General features: G+C 58.9%; 20 protein-coding genes, 1 tRNA gene and 1 pseudogene. 15 read left to right on the top strand and 7 right to left on the bottom strand.

All coding sequences use genetic code 11. From position 1 onward, the window contains the following. Positions 1 to 93: 93 nt before the first annotated feature. The 5 genes from B060_RS0121395 (at position 94) to B060_RS0121375 (ending at position 5047) form a co-directional block, all read left to right on the top strand. Positions 94 to 465 (top strand): transposase, encoded by a 372-nt coding sequence (locus tag B060_RS0121395; protein ID WP_157405697.1) that lies wholly within the window; start codon positions 94 to 96, stop codon positions 463 to 465. Continuing rightward, on the top strand, positions 462 to 806 hold the full coding sequence (gene tnpB, locus B060_RS0121390; protein ID WP_018083855.1) for an IS66 family insertion sequence element accessory protein TnpB: 345 nt from the start codon (positions 462 to 464) through the stop codon (positions 804 to 806). Before B060_RS0121395 ends, tnpB begins: the two co-directional genes overlap by 4 nt. 73 nt (positions 807 to 879) lie before the next feature. Next, entirely contained in the window at positions 880 to 2517 is a 1638-nt protein-coding gene (gene tnpC, locus B060_RS0121385) for an IS66 family transposase (protein WP_026173047.1), read from the top strand. Between the two features lie 252 nt (positions 2518 to 2769). Further along, the gene (locus B060_RS0121380) at positions 2770 to 4548 is read left to right on the top strand and encodes a TadE/TadG family type IV pilus assembly protein (RefSeq protein WP_018083853.1); all 1779 of its coding nucleotides are present in this window, start codon (positions 2770 to 2772) and stop codon (positions 4546 to 4548) included. Positions 4549 to 4636: 88 nt separating this feature from the next. Next, entirely contained in the window at positions 4637 to 5047 is a 411-nt protein-coding gene (locus B060_RS0121375) for a DUF805 domain-containing protein (protein ID WP_018083852.1), read from the top strand. A 261-nt stretch (positions 5048 to 5308) separates the two neighbouring features. Here B060_RS0121375 and lipB read toward each other — a convergent pair whose 3' ends face one another. Beyond that, positions 5309 to 6091 carry a lipoyl(octanoyl) transferase LipB gene (gene lipB, locus B060_RS0121370; protein WP_018083851.1) on the bottom strand — a complete coding sequence of 261 codons (783 nt, stop codon included), beginning with the start codon at positions 6089 to 6091 and terminating at the stop codon, positions 5309 to 5311. A gap of 88 nt (positions 6092 to 6179) precedes the next feature. On the opposite strand from lipB, the gene B060_RS0121365 reads away from it, so the two are divergent. The 4 genes from B060_RS0121365 to B060_RS28275 all read left to right on the top strand — a co-directional run bounded on the left by B060_RS0121365 (position 6180) and on the right by B060_RS28275 (position 10853). Next, a complete protein-coding gene (locus B060_RS0121365; RefSeq protein ID WP_018083850.1) occupies positions 6180 to 6434 on the top strand; it encodes a FliM/FliN family flagellar motor switch protein in 255 nt (84 codons plus the stop codon). Positions 6435 to 6531: 97 nt separating this feature from the next. Continuing rightward, positions 6532 to 6616: transfer RNA gene (locus B060_RS0121360), tRNA-Leu, on the top strand. A gap of 110 nt (positions 6617 to 6726) precedes the next feature. Then, positions 6727 to 8235, top strand: a complete 1509-nt coding sequence (gene mgtE / locus B060_RS0121355; protein WP_018083849.1) for a magnesium transporter — start codon at positions 6727 to 6729, stop codon at positions 8233 to 8235. A 140-nt stretch (positions 8236 to 8375) separates the two neighbouring features. Continuing rightward, a complete protein-coding gene (locus B060_RS28275) occupies positions 8376 to 10853 on the top strand; it encodes a glycoside hydrolase family protein (RefSeq protein WP_023447468.1) in 2478 nt (825 codons plus the stop codon). A 105-nt stretch (positions 10854 to 10958) separates the two neighbouring features. Here the strand turns inward: B060_RS28275 and B060_RS0121345 are convergent, their stop codons facing one another. Further along, positions 10959 to 12788 (bottom strand): patatin-like phospholipase family protein, encoded by a 1830-nt coding sequence (locus B060_RS0121345; RefSeq protein WP_018083848.1) that lies wholly within the window; start codon positions 12786 to 12788, stop codon positions 10959 to 10961. 115 nt (positions 12789 to 12903) lie between these two features. Between B060_RS0121345 and B060_RS0121340 the strand changes: the two genes are divergently transcribed. Further along, the gene (locus B060_RS0121340; protein ID WP_018083847.1) at positions 12904 to 13293 is read left to right on the top strand and encodes a DUF1489 family protein; all 390 of its coding nucleotides are present in this window, start codon (positions 12904 to 12906) and stop codon (positions 13291 to 13293) included. Positions 13294 to 13295: 2 nt separating this feature from the next. Here B060_RS0121340 and B060_RS0121335 read toward each other — a convergent pair whose 3' ends face one another. Next, positions 13296 to 13607: a hypothetical protein gene (locus B060_RS0121335; protein WP_018083846.1), complete on the bottom strand. Its 312-nt coding sequence runs from the start codon at positions 13605 to 13607 to the stop codon at positions 13296 to 13298. A 5-nt stretch (positions 13608 to 13612) separates the two neighbouring features. Then, the gene (panC, locus tag B060_RS0121330; RefSeq protein WP_026173046.1) at positions 13613 to 14455 is read right to left on the bottom strand and encodes a pantoate--beta-alanine ligase; all 843 of its coding nucleotides are present in this window, start codon (positions 14453 to 14455) and stop codon (positions 13613 to 13615) included. A gap of 68 nt (positions 14456 to 14523) precedes the next feature. Here panC and B060_RS0121325 point away from each other — a divergent pair, with 68 nt between their 5' ends. Together B060_RS0121325 and B060_RS0121320 are read left to right on the top strand one after the other, a co-directional pair. Beyond that, entirely contained in the window at positions 14524 to 15147 is a 624-nt protein-coding gene (locus tag B060_RS0121325; protein WP_081606979.1) for an SPOR domain-containing protein, read from the top strand. A 42-nt stretch (positions 15148 to 15189) separates the two neighbouring features. Beyond that, positions 15190 to 16833: a phosphatidylglycerol lysyltransferase domain-containing protein gene (locus B060_RS0121320; RefSeq protein WP_018083843.1), complete on the top strand. Its 1644-nt coding sequence runs from the start codon at positions 15190 to 15192 to the stop codon at positions 16831 to 16833. On the opposite strand, the gene B060_RS25490 is transcribed toward B060_RS0121320, so the two are convergent. Continuing rightward, positions 16746 to 17723: an SAM-dependent methyltransferase gene (locus B060_RS25490; protein ID WP_201768143.1), complete on the bottom strand. Its 978-nt coding sequence runs from the start codon at positions 17721 to 17723 to the stop codon at positions 16746 to 16748. The two genes, B060_RS0121320 and B060_RS25490, sit on opposite strands and share 88 nt — an antisense overlap. After that, positions 17677 to 18057, bottom strand: coding sequence for a hypothetical protein (locus tag B060_RS27840; RefSeq protein WP_201768142.1), 381 nt, complete (start codon positions 18055 to 18057; stop codon positions 17677 to 17679). Before B060_RS27840 ends, B060_RS25490 begins: the two co-directional genes overlap by 47 nt. A 168-nt stretch (positions 18058 to 18225) precedes the next feature. On the opposite strand from B060_RS27840, the gene B060_RS0121310 reads away from it, so the two are divergent. Further along, positions 18226 to 20265: a M3 family metallopeptidase gene (locus B060_RS0121310; RefSeq protein ID WP_018083841.1), complete on the top strand. Its 2040-nt coding sequence runs from the start codon at positions 18226 to 18228 to the stop codon at positions 20263 to 20265. Here B060_RS0121310 and B060_RS0121305 read toward each other — a convergent pair. After that, complete coding sequence (locus tag B060_RS0121305; protein WP_018083840.1) at positions 20231 to 20641, bottom strand: response regulator; 411 nt, start codon at positions 20639 to 20641, stop codon at positions 20231 to 20233. The genes B060_RS0121310 and B060_RS0121305 overlap by 35 nt on opposite strands. A gap of 203 nt (positions 20642 to 20844) precedes the next feature. Here B060_RS0121305 and B060_RS0121300 point away from each other — a divergent pair, with 203 nt between their 5' ends. Both B060_RS0121300 and B060_RS27655 read left to right on the top strand, forming a co-directional pair. Next, entirely contained in the window at positions 20845 to 21579 is a 735-nt protein-coding gene (locus B060_RS0121300; protein WP_031221433.1) for a Crp/Fnr family transcriptional regulator, read from the top strand. Between the two features lie 78 nt (positions 21580 to 21657). Then, a pseudogene (locus B060_RS27655) lies at positions 21658 to 21878 on the top strand (IS701 family transposase); the annotation flags it as partial.

Raw genomic sequence — 21878 nt, 5'->3', positions numbered from 1 at the left:
GTAAGCGTGCAGTTGGCCCCATATAGCTGGTAGTTTTCGGCCATGCTATCAGACCCAGAAGCGTTGCGATGGTGAACTTCTATGTCTGGAGATATGCGTAGGGATAGAAACTTCCAATTTGTGGAGGTCGTCAGTTCCGGCTCGGGTTCTATTGGTCGAATTCGTCGAGAGTGGGCTGACGACTACAAAGCCGAGATGGCATCGCGTTCGCTGGTTCCGGGCGTGAACGCTTCGGCATTGGCACGAGAGATCGGGATATCGCCGGGGCAGCTGTTTGGTTGGCGCAGGTTTGCCCGCGATCGTGGACTTTTGCACGATTTGGAAAATACGCCTCTCGCGGCAGAGCGGGGCGCCGTGTCTCGTGCCGTCATCGAAATCGTTGTCGACGGCGTCACCATCCGGGCCTGCTCCGCCGCTGATGAGGGGCATCTGGTCCGAGTGATCCGCGCGGTGCGCCAAGCATGATCCCGGCGGGCGTGAAAATCTTCCTGGCGGCGTCTCCGATCGACTTCCGCAAGGGACCTGACTCTTTGCTGGCTTTGGTTCGAGCTGCGGGAAGTGATCCGTTCAGCGGGTCGCTATATGCGTTCCGGGCCAAACGCGCCGACAGAATAAAGATCGTCTGGTGGGACGGGACCGGCGTGTGCCTGTATGCGAAGCGCCTGGAAAAATCTCAGTTTATCTGGCCCAGGGTTGGGCCCGCCCGCATCCAGCTGAACCACGTCCAGGTGCTTGCCTTGCTCGATGGCCTGGACTGGAAAAAGGTCCGCGTCATCGGTGTAAAGGCCCCTGAAATCGTTGGCTAAATGCACGAAATTGTTCGCCAAAATCGAGTAAAAACGTAGGCAAATCAACCCGATATGTGCTATGTTTGGGGCTATGGAGAGACCGGATTTTACCCTGCCAGATGACGTGGAAGCGCTCAAAGCGTTTGCGCTGGCTATGGCACAAAAGGCTGGCGTCCTGGAAGCGGAAGTCGCAAATCTTAAGGTCGAAAACGCACTCGCTGAGGCCCGTCTTCAGGATCTGACGCATATCCATGCGGACGCTGAAGAGCGTATCAAAAACCTCACATCGATCCTGAAGATCTTCAGTCGAGCCCGCTTCGGCCGCAAGTCTGAGAAGCTGCGCCATATTGCTCTGACAGATGAGCAGCAGGCTGAACTGTTCGACGACATCGCGACAGGTATCGCCGAGTTGGAGACCTTGGTTAAAAAGGCTGGCAGTGGTGATAAGCCCAAGCGCGCCCCTCGGCCACGCAAGGCCTTCCCAGCTCACTTGGAGCGCATCGAACAAACCATCGAGCCGAAAGCCCTGCCTGAGCACGAGGGCAAGACCAAGGTCCTGATCCGCGTGGAAACGAGCGAACGCCTCGACGTCGTGCGGGCGAAGTTCCGCGTTATGGTCACTCACCGGCCCATCTATGCGTTTAAGGGCGAGGATGGCGTCATCCAAGCGCCGGCGCCGCCCCACATCATCGAAGGCGGCATCCCGACCGAAGCCCTGCTGGCTCAGGTCGCCGTCTCGAAATATGCCGATGGCTTGCCGCTCTATCGCCAGGAGGCGATTTACGCGCGCGACAAGGTCGAGATTAGCCGCGGGCTGATGGCCCAATGGATGGGAGCAGTCGGCTTCGAGCTGATGATCATCAGCGATTATATCCTCGATCAGATCAAACAAGCCGAACGCATCTTCGCCGACGAGACCACCTTGCCGACCCTGACCCCGGGGACGGGCAAGGCGCGAAAATGCTATCTCTGGGCCTATGCCCGTGATGATCGACCGTTCGGCGGCTCGGGCCCCATCCTGGTGGCGTTCCGCTTCGAAGATAGTCGCGCCGGTGACTGTGTGGCCGATCATCTCGATGGCTATAATGGTATTGTGCAGGTGGATGGTTATAACGGTTACAACAGCATTGCACCGAAAGGCGCCGCCAATAGCGGCGCAGTCCTTGCCGGCTGCTGGGCGCATCTACGACGGAAGTTCTACGATCTGCATGTGTCGGACGCCTTACCGGTTGCGACCGCCACGGTCGAAATGATGAAGGCGCTCTGGCAGGTCGAGGACGACATCCGCGGCCGGGCACCTGAACTACGAGCCAAAGCCAGACAACAAAACTCCGCCAAGGTCGTCGCTGACTTGTTTAAGCTCTGGGAAACTACGCTGCCCAGAATATCGGGAAAATCAAAGTTGGCTGTGGCCATCCGATACGCACTCAAGCGCCGCGAGGGCTTCGAAGTATTCCTACATAACGGCCTGGCCGAGATCGACTCCAACGTTGTCGAACGCGCCATCAGGCCCCAGACAATTACGAGAAAGAATAGTCTGTTCGCTGGCTCCGATGGAGGAGGCAGAACCTGGGCGACCATCGCAACCGTTCTGCAGACCTGCAAAATGAACGATGTCGATCCTGCGGCCTGGCTTACACAAACGCTCGAACGGCTCGCCAACGGATGGCCCATCTCAAAACTCGAGGATCTCATGCCGTGGAACTTTAAAGCCTACGGGGCCAGCTGATCGCTTACCAACTAAGGCTGAGCTTCAAAAGAAGAAAGGGCGCTCTTCACAGGGCGCCCTTTCTCGATGGTGTCGGCCGATGCGGTGAGAGTTTGCGTTCATTGCGATGGCTTACGGTAATTTAAGCTTTTTGAAGTACCGTCGTTCTTGAACTTCATGGTGGAAATTATGACCCAATCCTTGCCCAAGGTTAAATCCGGACTCTCAGTTGCTAATATCTTAGCTGCTTTCTCCAGAGAACGGAGGGGCAATGTGATCATTATTTTTGGCCTGTCGGCTTTCGTGATCATCATGGCGGTGGGGGGCGCATTGGATTTTTCGCGTGTTCTCATGGCGCGTCATGCCCTTCAGGATGCCTCAGATGCGGCGGTGCTCAGCGTGATGAGCATGACCCGAGCAACGGATGATGAGCGCAATATTGCTGCGGGTAAGGCTTTTCATGCCGATCTTACGGACACCAAGGCGACCATCATCAGCGCCGGTCTGAAGTCTGAAACAACAGGCAACGTCATGACGCAGACCTATAGCGTTAATGCCAATGTCGATACTATTTTCTCTCAATTCATCGGTATGAAGCAAGTCGCCGTCGCGGTCGTGTCCAAGGCGCAGTCGATGATGATGAAGTCAGAAATCGCGCTTGTTCTGGATTCCACCGGCTCTATGGCTAACAACAACAAGATGGTGAATCTCAAGTCGTCGGTTGATAGTGTGTTGTCGGGCCTCTTGGTCAACGGCGTTAATGTGTCTGGTACCAAGGTAGCCATCGTGCCCTTTCATAAGCAGGTGCGTCTGACTGCCGGCACGGACTATCCCTATATCGACTACGGTACTGAAAGCTCGTCGGAAGGCTGCAAGAGCGGGACCAACGGTTATCTTTGTAACACACTGCGCGATACTTATGGTAAGGTATGTAAATCGGCACCTGCGGGCTATGTGGCGGACTGCAAGGCGACCATCAAGGCCTATACACAGACCTATACCCAAACCGTCAGTGGTGTGGTGCGGACATACTACAACACCTATATGGTCGCCTCGTACGGCGGCAAGGTCTATAAGTATGCTGAGAAGACCTATACGACCTCGAAGACGGTAAATGTGACGCCTGTCACGACGACCGATCCTGAAACCGGCAAGACCTCGACCTCGGGCTCGACCAGCACGTCGACAACACACACGCTGGAATCCGAAGTTGGTTCCACGGGAACGGCGAATGATTATACGAACGCCGATGCCACGAAAAGCACCTGTTTCGATTCGACCAAGACGGCGACGTGTTTTGCCACGGCAGCAGCGGGCACGATCACCTATTCGACAAGCTACGGCAATGGTTATGGCGCATCGACGGCGGTCTCCAAGTCTGTCACCAGTCTGTTTGGTTCGGCAGCCGGCACCTACTGGCAAAATATTCCGGCGATGACCGAAAACAAGAGCAAGTGGCAGGGCTGCATCATCGATCGCGTCCATGGCACCGGCTACGATTACGATGCTTCGGCTGATGCCTATAATGTAAATCCACCCAAGACACTCTATAATGCCCGTGATTGTGTCGATAGCACACTCAAGCCGATACAGGCGCTTTCGGACAATATTACAACTACGCGCGCTTTTGTGCAGACTCTGCAACCCGGCGGCACCTCCGCTACGACCAACATCACTATCGGCGTGCAATGGGGGATGGAAGCCTTATCGCCCAGCATTCCTTTGGAAGGTGGCGTCAAGTTCACTGACGAGTCTACGAAGAAATACATGATCGTGGTCACCGACGGTATAAATAACGCCAACCGTGATTACGGCAGCGCGAATAACGCCAATGCGCCCTACATCGACGCCCGGACCTCGCTGGCTTGTACCAACGCCAAAAAGCTGGGCATAACCATATTCGTCATCAAGGTGATCGAAGGCAATTCGGACATGCTCCGGGCTTGCGCCAGCCGACCCGACTATTTCTACGATCTCAGCAATTCTAGCCAGATCAATACGGCTCTGGCCTCGGTCTTTGAAGCGATCAAAAAGACGCGTCTGACGCAGTAAGCCGTGTGCCTCACAGACGGGTTTTCGCTTTTATAGCGAGCCGCTATAGTATAGTTGGAACTCTGTATGTGACCCCAAGGAGCCGCGCATGAACCCCAAGATCGACTGGAGCGAACTGTTCTTTTCCTCCACCGGCCGGGCAGGGCAGGTGCCATCGATCATCGCCGGCGCTATCCTGTTGCTGGCCCTGGCGGTTTATGAGTCGGTGGTCACAGGCGGTTTGCAGTTCCTCGGCTGGATCGTCTATCCGGTTTTCTTTTATTGCGGCGCCTGTGTGCTGTCGAAGCGTCTGCACGATCGCGGTCGTTCCGGCTGGTGGGCGGCGATCATCCTGCTGGCGATCGTCATGGTGTGGCCGGCGCCGACCGGCTTTTTCGATTTCATCGCGGTGGTGGTGCTGATCTGGGCTGTGATCGACCTGTGTGTTATGCCCGGTGAGCGCGGCGATAACCGCTACGGCCGCACTCTGTTCCGCCTGGCGTCGCGTGAACAAAACTGACTGACATGTTGAGCGCGGCGATAACCGCTACGGCCGCACTCTGTTCCGCCTGGCGCCGCGCGAAGGCTGAAGGTTAGATGAGGTTTAACCACGGATAAGGCACGGATGCTGGCCTTCAGCCATCTACACAGATAAGGGCGCGGATTTTATGTGCTACTTCTGGCGCATAGTTTACTGTTTGCCGACATAGTGTTGCAAGGCGAATGTCGGACGGCTTTGCCGTCAATCATGCTTCGTAACACGTGGGGCTCTCGAAAATTTCTATGAAATCCGTGCCCTATCCGTGTCGATGCGCTTGCGCATCATCCGTGCCTTATCCGTGGTTAAATCTTTTTCTTCAACCAGGCCGAAGAGCGCTTCGAAGCTTAGTTTCAGCGCATAATCCACCTCGTCCATCGTCACGGGCAGGCCGAGATCGAGCAGGCTGGTTACGCCGTGTTCGGTGATGCCGCAGGGCACGATCCCGTCGAAATGCGACAGGTCGGGCTCGACATTCAGGCTGATGCCATGGAAACTTACCCAACGGCGCAGCTTGATGCCAATGGCGGCAATCTTGTCCTCCGTTAGTGGCTCGTAACCCTTGTCCTTGCGCTCGACCCACACGCCGACGCGGCCGTTGCGGATATGGCCCTCGACGTTGAAACGCCACAGGGTGTCGATGATCCAGTGCTCCAGCGCCTGCACAAAGGCGCGAACGTCCTTCTGGCGCTGGTTGAGATCAAGCATCACATAAACGACGCGCTGGCCGGGACCATGATAGGTATATTGCCCGCCGCGGCCGGCGTCGAAAACCTTGAAGCGGTCGGGCGCTATCAGGTCTTCGCGTTTGGCCGAAACGCCGGCGGTATAGAGCGGCGGGTGCTCGACCAGCCACACCATCTCGCGCGCTTCTCCGGCGTGGATGGCCGCGACGCGCGCCTCCATGAAGGCCAGCGCTTCCGGATAGGGCACGGGCGAGGGCGCCACCACCCATTCCGGCGGTGCGCCCGCCTTTTTGGCAAAGGGCGGGGTGTTTTCTTCAGGATTTAACGTCTCGGAAAGCATGTGGCTTCAATGTGTCATAAGTTGTTAAGAGGCAAGGCCCTAATATAGGGGCTCCCTCGGTGTTGCGTGGGTTTAAGGGGCGTTTTTCGTGTCGAATCAGGTGGGCGCTGTTCCCGTCGAAATTTCTGTACTTCTCGGGCGTTCGGTTCTGCCGATGGCGCAACTTCTGCGCATGGGCCGTGGCGCCGTGATCCCGCTTGACGCCCACGAGCACGACGAGGTGTGGATTCTGGCCAACAATCATCCGGTTGCGCGCGGTGAAATCCAGATTTTCGAGGAAAAAATCTCGATCGTCGTGACCCGCCAGGCCAATGTTTATGACTTTATGGCCATCGGCACCTGACTTTTTCAGCTTATTTTTCGATACCCCCATATTTTTGCGAATAAGGGCTTCCCAAAGCGTTCAAGTGTTGCTATTTGCGCCCCTCTCCGGATGGCATGCGGTCATGGCGGAATTGGTAGACGCGCAGCGTTGAGGTCGCTGTGGGGCAACCCGTGGAAGTTCGAGTCTTCTTGACCGCACCAGCCTTCGCTCTTAAGCAGAGCTAGACCAAGCCAATACCAGGGCGGGGTCGACGGAAGCCGGGGTTAAATTTTGAGGTGCACGCTTAAGCGTAGCAAGGGGAGCCTGAGCGATGAGCCAGAAGTCCGAAACCCCTCAAAAGCCCGATTCTTCTGAACCTGACATCATCACCGTGGCTGCTGCGCCCGTCAAAGAGCGCCGCGATACGCGTGACAATGACGAGATCGACGCCGAGCTGATCACGCCCGAGCAGATCGAAGATTTCGCGCTCAAGGACGATTACGCCCTTAATCCGCAATATATCTCGCTGGTCATCGATGCGGCAGATCGCGGCGACGGCCTGCGTCTGCGCGAACTGCTCGACGCGCTCCATTACGCCGATATCGCCGACCTTCTGGGTTTTCTGTCGCAAGACTACCGCGAAGAGGTCATTCCGTGGATTCCTTCCGACGCTCTGGCCGATATCCTGCCCGAACTCGACGATGACATCCGCGAGGAAGTTATCGAGAGCATGCACACGGCCGATATCGCCGAGGTGCTGCAGGAACTCGATTCCGACGACGCCGCGGCGGTCTTTGAAGATCTTGAGGAAGACCAGCAGAAGGCGGTTCTGGCCGCCATGCCGGAATCCGAGCGCGAGGCCATCGTCACCTCGCTGGCCTATGAGGAAGAAACCGCCGGCCGCCTGATGCAGCGCGAAGTCATGGCGGCGCCGGCCTTCTGGACCGTAGGTCACACCATCGACCATATGCGCGAAAACGGCGACGATCTGCCGGAACTGTTCTTCGACATCTATGTCATCGATCCGAGCCACAAGCCGGTGGGCGCCGTGCCGGTGTCGGTGCTGATGCGCACCAAGCGCGATCTGCCGTTGTCGCAACTCATGGAGCCGATCACCGAAATCACGGTCGATCAGGATCAGGAAGAAGTCGCCTACGTCTTTGAAAAATATCACCTGATCTCGGCGCCGGTGGTCGATGAATCGGGCCGTCTGGTCGGACAGATCACGGTCGATGACATCGTGAACATCATCCAGGCGGAAAACCGCGAAGATATTCTCGCACTGGGTGGTGTGTCGGATATCGAAGGCCGGGATACCGGCATCATGGGCATGGTCAAGTCACGCCTGCCGTGGCTGTTGATCAATCTGGCCACCGCCTTCGCCTCGGTAACGGTGATCAACGCCTTCCAGGGTGAGATCGTCAAGATGGTCGTGCTGGCCAGCCTGATGCCGGTGGTGGCCTCGATCGGCGGTAATTTCGGCACCCAGGCCCTGACCGTTTCGGTGCGGGCGCTTTCGGCGCGCGAACTGACGGCCGCCAACGCCACCCGCACCCTGTGGCGTGAGGTCGTCTCCGGCTGGCTGGTGGGCGCATGCGTGGCGGCGGGACTGGCGGCGGTGACCTTCATCTTCTGGCATGATCTTAAACTGGCGGGGGTGATCGCCGGTGCCATCCTGATCAACTTCACCATGGCGGCTCTGGCCGGCACGCTGATCCCCATGGGGGCGTCGAAACTGGGTATAGATCCGGCCGGCGCATCGCCCATCTTCGTGACCCTCGTCACCGATTTCTGCGGCTTTTTCAGTTTCTTAGGCCTGGCCGCGATTATACTCTTGTAAATCTTAAACGGTCTGTGGTTTGCTAGACTTAAGCATAAGAGCCCGAACTGTCTTGTTTTGGGGCAATCGGGTGTATTATGCCTGTCTTTTGCGGGCTTTGGGGCCAGTTTCAGGGCCAAGTTCAGGGGCTGTGATTACGGATGAGAGCGCGTCAAAAAGTTTCCCGCGCGGGGGTTGAACTCATCAAGAGTTTTGAGGGGTTACGCACACTGGCCGCCCGCCTGCCGGACGGACGGTGGACGCTTGGCTATGGTCATACCTTTTCCGCCCGCGAAGGCGCCCGTGTCACGCAGGAAGACGCCGACGCCCTGCTGCGCTTTGATCTGTTGCCGGTGGTGGATGCCATCAACAATCTCGTGCTTGTTCCCCTCAATCAGAACCAGTTCGATTCCCTGGTCTCGTTTGCTTTCAATATCGGCACCGAAAATTTCGCCGCGTCGAGCGTGCTCAAGCGTATCAACGAAGGCCGGATGAGTGAAGCCGCCCTGGCCATGGATAGCTGGCGTTCGGCCGAATTCAACGGTCAGACCTATGTTCTGGCGCCGCTGATCCGCCGCCGTGCCGCCGAAAAAGACCTGTTCCTGACTCCGGAAGATATCAGTCATCAGGCCGCAGCCCTGGGTCGACCTGTTGAGGACACCTTGGTTGAAGCGCCGATCGCCCCGCCGGTTGAGATTCCCGTTGCGCCTCCCGCAGTCCCCGATCCGGCGCTCTATCACAATCCTTACGCCACCCCGGCCGCGCCGGTGGCGTCACCGACGCAACGCCAGATTATCGATCTCGGTTCGCCTTACAGTGCGTCGGTTGAGACGCCTGCAGAGAAGCCCCCAGAAAAGCCGACCATCGTGCGTATGGCCGATGTGTCACCCTACGCGCCGGAAGCGCCGGTAGAGCCGGCGATGAGCGCCGAGATTCAGGCCGGCATCGCACGGGCTCAGGAAGAACAGCGCCAGCGTGAAGAGGCCGCCCGGGCGGCTCAGGCGGCTCAAGTTCAGGCCCAAGCCCAAGCCCAAGCCCAAGCCCAAGCTCAGGCAATGGCGCAGGCCGTCGCCGCCGCCCGTGCGGTCGAAGAGGCGCGCCAGCGCGAGGAAACGCGTTTGCGCGAAGAAGCCCTTATTCTGGATGCGCAGCGCATGGAAGCCGCCCGCGCCGAACAGGCCCGCCAGGAAGCCGCGCGTCGTGAGCAGGCGCGCCTGGATCAGTGGCGGGCAGCCGAGGCCCGTATCGAACAGGCACGAATCGAGCAGGAACAGTTCGAGGCCGCGCGTCAGGAGTTGGCGCGTCAGGAAGCCGCTCGTCAGGAACTGGAACGCGCCGAATGGGCGCGTGAGCAGGCGCGTTTGGAGCAAGCCCGGTTAGATCAGGCCCGCCTTGAGCAGGTCAGGCTGGAACAGGCCCGCCAGCAGGAACTGAAGTGGGAGCAGGAGCGCCTTGAGCGCGCCCGAATCGAGCAGGAGCTTGCCGAGCAGGCCCGTATCGAAGCGGCCCAACTTGAAGCCACCAGACTTGAGCAAGAGCGCGTTGAACGTGAGCGTCTTGAGCGCGCCCATGCCGAACAGGTCCATCTTGAACAGGAGCGGATCGCGCGCGAACGTGCCGATCAGGTCCGGCTTGAGCAGGAAAGGCGCGAACAGGAAGAACGCGATCGCCAGACAAGCGCCGAAGCGCCGGAGCCGACCGCAGCCGATGAGGCTGAAAAAGCACGTAAGGCGGAAGCCGCCGCGGCGCTGATGCGTCTTTATTCGCCCTATGGCGGCGGCAATCTCGGCCGTCCGCTGACGCCCAACCTCTTCCCGGCCAAGCCGGCCAGCCAGCCCGAAACTGTGACATCAACGCCGGTTTCCGCGCCCGCGCCTGAGCCGGTCGAGCCCGCGCCCGAATTCACCCAGCACAGCGTCATTTCGCCGTCGCAGGTTGAATCGGCGCCGTTTGAAGTGGCTTCGCGCGCCGAAGATCTGACACCGGAAACAGATTTGCGGCCTGCGTTCGCGCCCGTGCCGTCGGCCGCCACCATGCCGCCGCCGGTCATCACCGCGCTCAATCCCTATGCCAAGCCCGTGGCGACGCCGGACACCGCCAGCGTGACAGTGGTCGAGGTGCCGCGTCCGGCGCCGGTCAATCTGTCGGCGCCGTCGAATGCGCCCATCGCGGCCGAAGTTGGCGGCCTGCACTGGCGTGACCAGCTCCAGCGTCCTCTGCCGCAGGATTATCAGGCGCCGGCTTCACAAGTGGCCGCCGAACCGGAACAGCCTTTCCTGCGCGCCGGCCCTTCGTCCAATTTCCAGACCACCGAAACCTATGAGGACGACGATCAGGCGTGGATGATGAATGGCGATCGTATCGCCCTGTCATCCGAAGAGCATGAAGGCGAGGAAAAAACCTGGTGGCAAATGATAGCCGAGACCATGTGGCTGATTATTTTCAGCGGCGTCGGTCTGGGGTGCCTGGGCTTCGCCACCGGTGCGTGGTGGCAGGCGACGCACGATCAGGTGGTTGTCCGCGCCGGTCTGGTCGATACCTACACCACCGTTTCCATCATCATGGCGGCGGCGGGCATTCTTTTCGTATCGATCTCGGTCTGGCTGATCCTGAAACGCCTCGGCGGTCTCAAGGATTAGAGCGTATTCCGATCTGATTGGATCAGATCGGCGCTCTAATTTTTTTGTATTTACGCGCTTTTTGATCCGAAAAGTGCGTCACACTTTTCGAAAAAGCGCTCTGGGCTATTTTCGGGTCTTCTGGCTCGGTGGCGCGTTCGTCGCGGCGATATAGCTGTCATCGGGCGTGAAGGCCGGAATGTTCGGATGGACGCTGTGGCCGAGCTTGCGCAGGGTCGTGACCGGTGAATCGAGCTGAGACAGCGTCGCCACCGTGGTCTGGTAACCGGATTCCACCGCCTTGTCGTAAGCCTTCCAGTCGCGGATCTCGACGCCTTCGGGCTCGGGTATGATCAGCAGATCAGTGGCGGCGCGCGACATGGCCAGATCAGCCGCGGTGGTAATGGTGGCCGAGCGCATCATGACCGAGACAATCGGCGGACCGCGCCGCCAGTCGCCACGCGCGAACCACGCGCCGAGGTTTTTCGGCACGTGCAGCGCCCTTGGATCAAGGCCGCGCGCCCGCGTCACGTCCACGCCGATAACGGTGCCGAGATGGGTATTGCGCATCATGGTGGCGGGGAAGGAGCGCATCACCGCGCCATCGACCAGCACCTCGCCATCCTCCACCACGGGCGGCAAGACGCCCGGCAACGAAATCGACGCACGCAGGGCCTGACGCAAAAGTCCGGTCTTATGAACCTTAAGTGCGCCGGTGGTCAGGTTGGACGACAGGCAGAAATAGGGGAGCGGCATGTCCTCGATCTGGACCTCGCCGAAGTGTTTCTCCAGACGCTTGTCGACCTTGGCACCGGAGACCATCGAAATGAACGGCATGACGATATCGTCAAGTGGTGACGAGTTGACGAAGGCATCGCGGATGCGCGTGTCGATCTCGGCCTCGTCCCAGCCCAGCGCCAGGCTGGCGGCGAGGATCGCGCCCATGGAGGAGCCGCAGACGAAATCGACCGGGATGTGCGCTTCACGAAGGGCCTGAATGGCACCGATCTCTGCAAAGGCACGGGCGCCGCCGCCGGAGAAGACAACGCCGACGCTGTGTCCGGCGACGATGCGGGCGATGCGGGCGGCACCACTGACATCATGGTGATGGATGTGGAACCAGCGCGTCGGCTTGATTACATCCAGCCAGGCCTTGGTGCGGCCGGGGGTATGCGCCTTGGCGACACCTTCGGGGTAAAGCAGGACGAGATCGGGCGCGCGATGGAGCAGGGATTTTTCCCAGGCGCTGGCGGTGGGATTGGGTTTCTGGCTGGCATCGGCCAGCAGGAAAACATGATCGACCTGACGCGCGCTCAATAGCCGCCAGTGGCTTTCGTGACATTCAGCGATGTGCAGCACATAGTCGTTGTCCGCCTCGATCTGGGTAAAGGCCTCCGGTGCGGTGCCGTGAAAATCCTTGTCGAGTATGGCGACGCGATAGCCGAGCTCCCGAATTTGCACGGCGATGCGCTCGATCAATGGGCGTATGGGCTGTTCGCTCAGGGCATAGAAGGCGAAGACATTGGGTGTGACATTGGGTGTTTCGCGCTTGGCGCGCGCGATCATCTTGCGCGCCAGGGCGAGCGTCAGTTCCGGCTTTGATTCCATGGCATCGAAGAAATCTTCGCGTGGCATGGCTAGCAGGTCGGAATCGCGCAGGGCGATGACGGTCGAGGTATGGTGTGTGCCGGCGATCAGCGACATTTCGCCGACCGGCTCACCAGGGCGGATAATGCCGATCAGCGACAATTCGTCGTGATCCTCATCGTGGCGGAAAGCGCCGAGGCGTCCTGACCGCAGCAGGTAAAGGTGATCCGATTCGTCGCCGGCGCTGAAAAGGCGTGAGCCGCCGGGCAGGGAGATCAGGCTGGCACTTTGCCCAAGTGTGGTGCCGAAAAGGCTCTCAAGGGCATCCTGCAGGGATGGGTGTGGTTTTTTATGATGTTCACTGGACATATCGACGACGCGGTATCATTTCCTCAGCACAATTCTAGTGTTGCACTAGATGTGCGCCTGATTTGCTTCTAAAACTTTAAGCCTGTTTTTTAACCCTGTTAAGGTCTGTTCCGCGTTGAGTGACATTCATCTGGTAAAATTATGCGTTGGCGCCGACAGTCTGGACGATCTTCTGGGCTGGGAAAAGGCGCGCGGTGCGGTGTCCTATATCCACACCCGCAACCGCCCGACACGCTGGGAAGAATTGCTCGACGGCGGATCGTTGTACTGGGTCATCAAGGGCGTGATCCTGTGCCGGCGCGAGATCGTGTCGTTCGATGAAGAGGCAGATCACTGGCGCGTGGGCTTGAGCACAAAGAACATTCTCACCGAAGCGCAGCCGCGCCGCGCCTTTCAGGGCTGGCGGTATCTCAAGCCGGAAGACGCGCCGCGCGATATCATCGAAGGCGAAACCGACCTGCCGCCGGATATGATGAAAGCGCTGAAAGAGGCGGGCGTTTGGTAACTTTAACGTTTACGCTCGAACATCTGTCGCTTGGCTAAGTTGATGAAGCTTGGATCCAAGTCCACTTCGCGTTTGCTTGCTGGAAGAAATTCATGCCGATTTTCAAAATCATAAAAGAGCGTGCCATGTATTCCTATTGCATCCCTCTTAAGTATCGGGCGGTTCCAGATATGCGCTAAAACCTCTTCGGTAAAATCTTCAATCAATTCCATATCGCGGTTTTGTGGAAATATGGCGGCGAATTCTTCGTCGCTTGCCTGAAAAATGCTAAAAGTCGCATTATCTGCGCCATCAATGATCTGGATGTTTTTCATCACTTTCAGGCCGCGATATTATCAATCAGTCGCGTCTTGCCGAGCCACAGGGCGGCGAGCAGACGGCGGGACCTGGTATCCGGCGTGATATCGCCCAGAGTTTCAGCGTCGCGCAGGGCGATGTAGTCGATCTGCGCGAAGCCCGCGCGCGTGAGTTCGGCCTTGGCGTCTTCGATGCTGCCGCCGTCGCGGATGGCCTTCAGCGCCTGATGCAGTTTCGGTGCGATGGCGCGCTCCTCGGGCGTCAGGTAGGCGTTGCGCGAGGAGAGGGCGAGGCCATCGCTTTCGCGGATGGTCGGCAGGCCCACAATATCGATGCCCATATCGAAGTCGCGTACCAGGGCGCGCACCACGGCCAGTTGCTGGAAGTCCTTTTCACCGAAGACGGCCACATCGGGGCGGACCTGATGGAACAGCTTCGACACCACGGTGGCGACACCGGAAAAGAACTGCGGCCGGAAGTCGGTTTCCAGTCCGAGCGCCGGCCCCTTCATCTCGATGCGGCTGACGAAGTTTTCAGGGTAAAGCACATCGACGGTGGGCAGATAGACGAGATCGCAGCCGACGCTTTGCAGGCGGGCGACATCGCCGGCCTCGTCACGCGGATAGCGGTCGAGATCCTCGGTGGGGGCAAATTGCAGCGGGTTGACGAAGATCGATACCACCACCTTGTCGCACAGGGATTTGGCATGGCGCACCAGGGCCAGATGCCCGTCATGCAGGGCGCCCATGGTCGGCACGAAGCCGATCGTGGCCCCGCTCGAGCGCAAACCGGTTATAGCCTCGCGTAAGGCGGGCAGGGTGCGAACGCGCTTTGTCTCGAAGCTCATCGGGGCGGTATCCGGCATGATCAACTGTCCGTTATTAACCATATTTCCTAACCCTCTTTAAGCGGGTTTGGCGCATAGTCGGCGTTATGACCGATCCATCCCCCTTTCGTAAAGCTTTCATTTTGTGCGCTGCGGTGGTGTCCGCCGCCGCGCTGACGGCTTGTGACAGCCAAAACCTGAAGGAATCTCTGGCCCGCATCAAGGCGGTGCCGGTCGACGCCAGCGGCCAGCCGGTCGATCACGCGGAGGCGAAAAGCCTTAACCGCGAGGATGTCGAACTGGTGGTCAAGACCGCCAAGGATCTGACCGTCGGCGAGGGCGGCCTGCTGCGTGACGCCAAGGGGCCACTGGTCAATCCCAAAATCACCATCGCCATTGTCGATCCGTTGAAAATGCCCTCGGCCATGAATGCTCCTATGGAGACCGGTGTGGCCGCGGCGCCGCCTGCCGTTGTGGCGGCGTCGAGCGCCGGTCGGCTGATCCAGATTGGTTCGTTCGCTTCGGCGGACGCGGCGCAGAACGCCTGGAAGGGTTTGCAGGCACGTTATCCCGGCATTGAGCAATACCGCCCCACTTATCAAAGCATCACCACCGCTGCCGGCAAACCGATGGTGCGCCTGCGCGTTGGGCCCGTGACCGATGACAGTCAGGCGCAGTCGCTGTGTCGTCAACTCGACATCCGCGACACCTGGTGCGCCAAGGCGGGGTAGCTGCCGCTTGTCCGCAGACGCGAACTGTGGTGAAAGCGATATATGACAACCAAGTCCGATATCCGCCACATTCTGTTTGATTCCGCCGCGCGCCTGATCCCCATGATCTTCGCGGTGGTGATGTTCACCGCCGGCGCCCTGCTGCTGATCTCGGTCCTGACGCCGATCGATCCCGCCGTCATGCCGATTGTCGAGCGCAGCCTGCCGCTCGGTCTGGTCGAATTCTCGCACGCCATCGGCACCGTGATCGGCGTGCTGATGATCTTTCTGGCGCGCGGCCTGTGGGAACGCATCGACACCGCGTGGTACATAGCGCTCTTCCTGCTGTGCGGCGGCGCGGTCTTCTCGCTGACCCGCGAATTGGCCCTGATCAACGCGGTCATGCTGATCATCTGCGCCCTGCTGCTGATCCCGTGCAAAAGCGCCTTCAATCGCCGCTCCAACCTGCTCACCATGTCAATCAACCCCTTCTGGGGCGTGATAAGCCTGGCGACGCTCAGCTTCATCGTCTGGATCGGTTTCTACGCTTACAACAACGTGCCCTATGCTCATTTCCTGTGGGTCGATGTCTCCTACCATGCCAACACCTCACGCTTCCTGCGCGGCATCGTTGTCATGGGCGTCACCATCGCCTTGATCGCGCTGTACAGGCTGTTCGGCATTGCGCGCATGTTGCCGCCTGTACCGCAGACCGAGGATATCGATCAACTCAAGGCGGTCGTCGAAGAGGCCTCAAACCCGCAGGCCTGGCTGGCCCTTTTGCGTGACAAGCATATCCTGTGGAATGGCGATCGCACCGCCTTCCTGATGTACGGCGTCTCCGGCAAGCAGTGGGTGGTGATGGGCGAACCCGTGGGGCCGGTCGCCGAGGCCACGGCGCTGTGCTGGGAACTGAAAGAAATGGCCTCGCTGGCCAATGCGCGCATGAGCTTTTACCAGGTCAGTCCGTCGATGCTGCCACTGATGCTGGATCTTGGCCTGTGGCCTTACAAGATCGGTGAAGAGGCGCTGGTCTATGTGCAGAGCTTTGATCTGGCGGGCAAGAAGGGCTACGGTTTTCGCCAGACACTCAAGCGTTTCGACGGGCTGGGCGCCACCTTCGAAGTTATTGCGGTCGAGGATGTCGAGCCGCATCTTACGCGCCTGAAAGAAGTGTCCGATGCCTGGCTGAAAACCAAATCGGCCAAGGAAAAAAGCTATTCGCTCGGGTCTTTCAAGGCGGACTATATGCGCCTGACGCCGGTGGCGGTGGTGAAGCTCGATGGCCGTATCATGGCCTTCGCCAATCTGTGGCCGACGCAGGACAAGGCGCTGCTGACGCTCGACCTGATGCGCTACGATCCGGAATCACCCGCCAGCATCATGGAATATCTCTTTCTCCAGCTTATACAGTACAGCCGCGAGCAGGGCTATGGCGCCTTCAGCCTCGGCATGGCGCCGCTGGCGGGCCTGGAAGCCAAGCCCTTAAGCAGCGCCTGGCACAAGCTGGCGACTCTCATCTATCAGTTTGGCGGTGACTTCTACAATTTCGAGGGCCTGCGCGCCTATAAGGAAAAGTTCAAGCCCGACTGGCAGCCGCGCTATTTCGCCGTTCCCGGTCAGGAAACCGCCTTGGTGCCGGCCCTGATGGCGGTGGTGGCGCTGGGTTCCAAGGCGCCGCGCGCGAAGGATGAAGCCGAGACCTGAACCGGTGTTTCTGCTTCAGGCAGCGAGGCGCAAGGTTTTGACATCATATAGTCGCGCGTGATCGGCAGAGTATCGAGCTTTTTGCTGAGCTGGATCTGGAACACCATCAGATCGCCATAGCGGAAACCGAGTTCGCAGTAGCAAAAATAAAACTCCCACATGCGACCGAAACGCGCGTCGTAGAGGTCTTCGATCTCGGTGCGATGGGCCTGAAAACGTTCGCGCCAGTGCCGCATAGTCTCGGCATAATGCAGGCGCAGGGACTCGATGTCGGTGATGAAAAGCCCGGATTTCTCGGCGGCATCGGTGATTTCGGACAGGCTCGGAATATAGCCACCGGGGAAGATATATGTGTTGAGCCAGGCCGAACGGCCACCGGTCTTGCCGCGCCGTCCGATGGTGTGGATCAGGGCCACGCCGTCGTCCTTCAACCGATCGGCGACGGTCTGGAAATAACCGTCGAAACCCGCAAGTCCGACGTGCTCGAACATGCCGACCGAGACGATGCGGTCGAACAGGCCGGTGACCTCGCGGTAGTCGCATAGCTCGAAGCGTACGCGAGCATTGACGCTCGGTTCGCGAGCCCGCGTTTCAGCCACAGCCAGTTGTTCGGTGGAGAGGGTGACACCGGTGACGTTGACACCCGCCTGACGGGCCAGGTGCAGGGCCATGCCGCCCCAGCCGCAGCCGATGTCGAGCACGCTCTGACCGGGTGACAGGAAAAGCTTGTCGGCGATATGGTCCTTCTTGGCGATCTGCGCTTCTTCGAGCGTGGCGTCCGGACGCTGGAAGTAGGCGCAGGAATACTGCATGTCCTCATCAAGGAAGAGACGGTAAAGCCGCTCAGACAGGTCGTAATGGTGCGCTACATTGGCGCGCGAGGCGGTCAAGGAATGACTGGGCAGAAAACTTTTCAGCCTGTGCAGTACGCGGGCCACGAAGCCGCGATCCGGTGCGTTTTTCAGGTTGATGCCGATCAGTTCCATCAGGCTCCACAGCGAGCCCCTTTTCGATGATCAGGTCGCCTTCCATGAAGGCTTCGCCGAAATACAGGTAAGGGTGCATCCCCACCTTGAAGGCAGTCCATGGCCGGTCGAACCAGATGGCGACATCGCGTTCGGGATGCTCAGGATCGGTTGTGCCAAAGTGATAGGTGCGGTTGGGATTAACCCGGACGGTCAGTCGGCCCATCTGGATGAGGGCGTCAAGGTAAGCTTTCAGCATACTGGACCTCCAATGGAAACAGATGCGGTAACCTTTGGAGATTGGACGCTTCACAACATAAGAATCCCATAGGACTTCGCCCCATGAAAATAAGGAACAAGCAAAGGATTGCGCGTTTTAAATAATGACGTTATCTCTTGTGCGCACAACCATTCCGAGGGGTTCATCATGTCGTTTCTCACGCGCCTGACCTTCACCGCCGCACTTCTGGCCAGTACGGCCCTGTCTGTTCAGGCGGCCCCCACCGCGCTGGATCAGGAAGTCACCGCCTATCTGAAAGCCTTCCCCGATACGGTGACTACGGCTGCGGCCATCACGGCGCGCTGCGAGTCGACTCTGGCCCTCGGCACCAAGGCCAAGGCGGCGCTGGAGACGCGCAAAGGCCCGGCGACCCTTAGTGAGGATTTCGCCGGCTTCGACACCCTTTTGCTGGTGCTCGGCGACGGAAGCAACGAGATGTATCTCTTCTCCGAAACCAGCCCTCTGAAAGAGGTACGCGACGCGGCGCAGGCCTGCATCCCGAAGCTGTCGGACCTGGCGACGGCGGTCAGCCTGTCACGCCCCATCTATGATCGTCTCGCGGCTATCCCGACCAAGGGGCTCGACGAAAAGACCAGCTTTACCCTGCAGAAGATGCTGACCAACTATCGCCTGTCCGGCGTCGACAAGGATGACGCCACCCGTGCCCGCGTTACCGAGTTGCAAAAGCAGATCACCGAAACCGGTCTGAAATTCGGCGAGAATATCCGCAACGACAAGGGGGATATCGCCTTCAAGCCGGAAGAACTGGCCGGCGTGCCGCAGGACTTCATCGACGCCCATAAGCCGGGCGCGGACGGTCTTGTCCACCTGACGCTCAACTATCCGGACGTTTTCCCGGTTCTGGATTTTGCTACAGTGCGTGAGACCCGCAAGAAAATGCTGATCGCCTTCCAGAACCGTGCCTATCCAGCCAATGAAACGGTGCTGAAAAACCTGCTAGAACAGCGCTATGCTCTGGCGCAGACCCTGGGTTACCCGAACTATGCGGCGCAGGTGACCATCGACAAGATGATCGGTTCGCCGGAACGCGCCGCCAAATTCCTCGATGAAGTCAATGTCGCCGCCAAGCCGGGCGCCGACGCCGACTATGCCGAACTGCTGACCTTCGCCAGGACGGTCGATCCCTCGATCACCGAACTGCAGCGCTGGGACAGTTCCTACATGCAGAACCTGCTCCGCAAGCAAAAGTACGATGTCAGCGCCGAGGAGGTTCGTCAGTATTTCACGCTCGATAAGGCACGCGATGGCATCTTCAGGTTGGTGCATGACCTGTTCGGCGCCGATATCCGGCCATGGAATACGCCGGTGTGGGACAAGAGCGTCACGGCGTGGGAGCTTTATGACGCCGACAAGCTGGTGGGGCGCTTTTATCTCGATATGAGCCCGCGCGATGGCAAGTATAACCATGCGGCGCAGTTCCCGATCCGCACCGGCATCGAAGGCCGGCAGATACCGGTAGGCGCGCTCATCTGCAACTTCCCCGCCACCGGTCCGATGGATCACGAGGACGTCACCACCTTCCTGCACGAGTTCGGCCACCTGATTCACGCCATGTATTCCGGCCATACGCATTATGGCGTTCAGTCCATGGGCAATCTGCAATGGGACTTCATCGAGGCGCCGTCGCAACTGCTGGAAGAATGGACGTGGAACTACGACACGCTGAAAACCTTCGCTTCCAATGACAAGGGGGAGGTTATTCCAGAGGCCTTAGTGCAAAAGATGAACGCTGGACGTCGTTTCGGTGAGGCGGGTAGTTGGAAGGGGCAGTTGGCCCTTTCGGCGGTGTCGCTTAATTTCTACAATCGTAAACCGGATTTCGACCTGCAGCCTATGTTCGATGCGCAGTTGGCGCGTTATTCATTGTATCCTGCTTTGCCAGGGGGGCATTATTATGCCGCCTTCGGTCATCTCGATGGTTATTCGGCGATCTATTACACCTATGTCTGGTCGAAGGCGATTGCGCTTGATCTCTTCACGCGCTTCGAGGCCGCGGGTATCCGCGATCAAAAGACAGCCGTGGCCTATCGCAAGCTGGTGCTGGAGCCGGGTGGTTCGGAAGACGCCAATGTGCTGATCCAGGATTTCCTTGGACGCCCCTTGAGCTTAGAAGCCTTCAAGACCGAACTGGCTAAGAAGCAGGACGTTCGGCAGCAATCTCAGTGAGGCGGGCGTTCAGGACGTCAAAGTAGACCGGCTTGACCAGGAAATGATGAAAACCGGCGCTATCGGCGCGGTGCCGGTAATCGTCATGTTGCCAGCCCGTCTGGGCGATGCAGAGCGTTTTTTGCAATTCCGGCAAAGCACGCAGTTCGCGGCACAGATCAAAGCCACTCATGCCGGGCAGTTCGATATCGATCAGGGCGACGTCCGGGGCGTACGCTTCAGCCGTCATCAACGCCTGACCCGGTGTGTGAGCGATCAGGTAGTCATGACCCATGGCTTCGATCATCAGGCCGGTGGCTTGCGCGGCGGCATGATTGTCCTCCACGATCAGGATGCGCAAGGCGCCGGCAGGCACGCTGGTGTCAGTGGAGGTCACGGGAATTCCTTATATTTCAGCAGCATAAAAAGACACGTCATTTTTATGGAGCGCTGTCAGGGGCACATTGATGCCTTATGCACCTGATCCTAAACCTGAAGACCGTCGTATGCGTGGCAAGGCGTTGTGTTCACGAGTAACACTTAAGGTGGGCGCCGTCTGTTCACTAGTGCACACTCCAAGTCACATTGCCGGATTATTTCATGCCCGCACCAACCAAAGCCCAACTGGCCCAAAACGCGCTCCTGTCGGTTCTCCAGGTAGAGGATCGCACCCGGCTGGAGCCCCATATGCTGGCGCTGGAAACAAAGGCTGATGATGTGCTCATTCGTGCCGGCGAGGATGTTCTGGACACGTGGTTTCCGTGTGGCGGCGCGTTGGCGGCCTTTTGCCTGAGCGACGAGAGCGGAGATGCCATTGATGTCGGCTATGTCGGCCGCGAAGGCGCGATTGGAGGTATCGTGTCCAATGGTCATGTGCCGGCTTATTCGACGACGGTGGTGCGCATACCGGGCCTGTTCCTGCGCATCAAAACCTCGGCGCTGGAGCAGCTCAAGATCGAATCCTTAAGCCTGCGCCACTGGTTCGCGCGCTATTCTGATTGCCTTCTGGCGCAGGTGTTCCAAACCTCCGCCTGCAACGCCACCCACACCATCCGGCAACGGGTCGCCAAGCTAATTCTGGCTGGTCTGGCGCGCACCGGCGAAAGAGAATTCCCTATGACGCAGGAGCAATTGGCCAACATGCTGGGCGTCGGGCGCACCTTCATCAGCCGGGTGATCGGCGACATGCGCCGTGACGGCATCATCGCCTCACGTCGCGGCACTTTGGTGATCAGGGATGAGCATGCGCTGCGCGCGCTGTCGTGCTCCTGCACCCGCCATATCGAAAACCATTTCGACGCGGTGCTGCACGGTATCTATCCGCCCCCGGCCTGATAACAGACCTAGTACTACAGTTGCGCATAATGGAAAATCATGATTCCCTTTCGTTGGTTAGGATGAGCGGAGATTGTCATGAGTGTGTCAGATTGGGTGGGTACAGGGACTAACTGGCGCGAAGCGTTGACGGAGATGAAGGCGGCGATTGCTCCAGCGCTTAAGCGCTCAGAGCAACGCGCATCTGCCGGTGCCTTCATTGAAGGCCTTATGTCGCGGGCTGAGCGCAAGACAGGGTGGATGCTAGCGGAAGAAGCTGGGCTTGAGAGGCCCTATCGCATTCAATCCTTGCTCGGGCG

The organism is Asticcacaulis benevestitus DSM 16100 = ATCC BAA-896 (assembly GCF_000376105.1).
GTDB classification, from domain to species: Bacteria; Pseudomonadota; Alphaproteobacteria; order Caulobacterales; family Caulobacteraceae; genus Asticcacaulis; species Asticcacaulis benevestitus.
This window is presented reverse-complemented; position numbering and strand designations above follow the sequence as displayed.

Excerpts from the sequence above, each read along its gene's own strand:
- B060_RS0121335 (WP_018083846.1), bottom strand. The coding sequence starts at position 13,607 with ATGAAAAACATCCAGATCATTGATGGCGCAGATAATGCGACTTTTAGC.
- panC (WP_026173046.1), bottom strand. The coding sequence starts at position 14,455 with ATGCCGGATACCGCCCCGATGAGCTTCGAGACAAAGCGCGTTCGCACC.
- mgtE (WP_018083849.1), top strand. The coding sequence starts at position 6,727 with ATGAGCCAGAAGTCCGAAACCCCTCAAAAGCCCGATTCTTCTGAACCT.
- lipB (WP_018083851.1), bottom strand. The coding sequence starts at position 6,091 with ATGCTTTCCGAGACGTTAAATCCTGAAGAAAACACCCCGCCCTTTGCC.
- B060_RS0121395 (WP_157405697.1), top strand. The coding sequence starts at position 94 with ATGCGTAGGGATAGAAACTTCCAATTTGTGGAGGTCGTCAGTTCCGGC.
- B060_RS0121310 (WP_018083841.1), top strand. The coding sequence starts at position 18,226 with ATGTCGTTTCTCACGCGCCTGACCTTCACCGCCGCACTTCTGGCCAGT.
- B060_RS27840 (WP_201768142.1), bottom strand. The coding sequence starts at position 18,057 with ATGCTGAAAGCTTACCTTGACGCCCTCATCCAGATGGGCCGACTGACC.
- B060_RS0121375 (WP_018083852.1), top strand. The coding sequence starts at position 4,637 with ATGAACCCCAAGATCGACTGGAGCGAACTGTTCTTTTCCTCCACCGGC.
- B060_RS28275 (WP_023447468.1), top strand. The coding sequence starts at position 8,376 with ATGAGAGCGCGTCAAAAAGTTTCCCGCGCGGGGGTTGAACTCATCAAG.
- B060_RS0121325 (WP_081606979.1), top strand. The coding sequence starts at position 14,524 with ATGACCGATCCATCCCCCTTTCGTAAAGCTTTCATTTTGTGCGCTGCG.
- B060_RS0121345 (WP_018083848.1), bottom strand. The coding sequence starts at position 12,788 with ATGTCCAGTGAACATCATAAAAAACCACACCCATCCCTGCAGGATGCC.
- B060_RS0121320 (WP_018083843.1), top strand. The coding sequence starts at position 15,190 with ATGACAACCAAGTCCGATATCCGCCACATTCTGTTTGATTCCGCCGCG.
- B060_RS0121300 (WP_031221433.1), top strand. The coding sequence starts at position 20,845 with ATGCCCGCACCAACCAAAGCCCAACTGGCCCAAAACGCGCTCCTGTCG.
- tnpC (WP_026173047.1), top strand. The coding sequence starts at position 880 with ATGGAGAGACCGGATTTTACCCTGCCAGATGACGTGGAAGCGCTCAAA.
- tnpB (WP_018083855.1), top strand. The coding sequence starts at position 462 with ATGATCCCGGCGGGCGTGAAAATCTTCCTGGCGGCGTCTCCGATCGAC.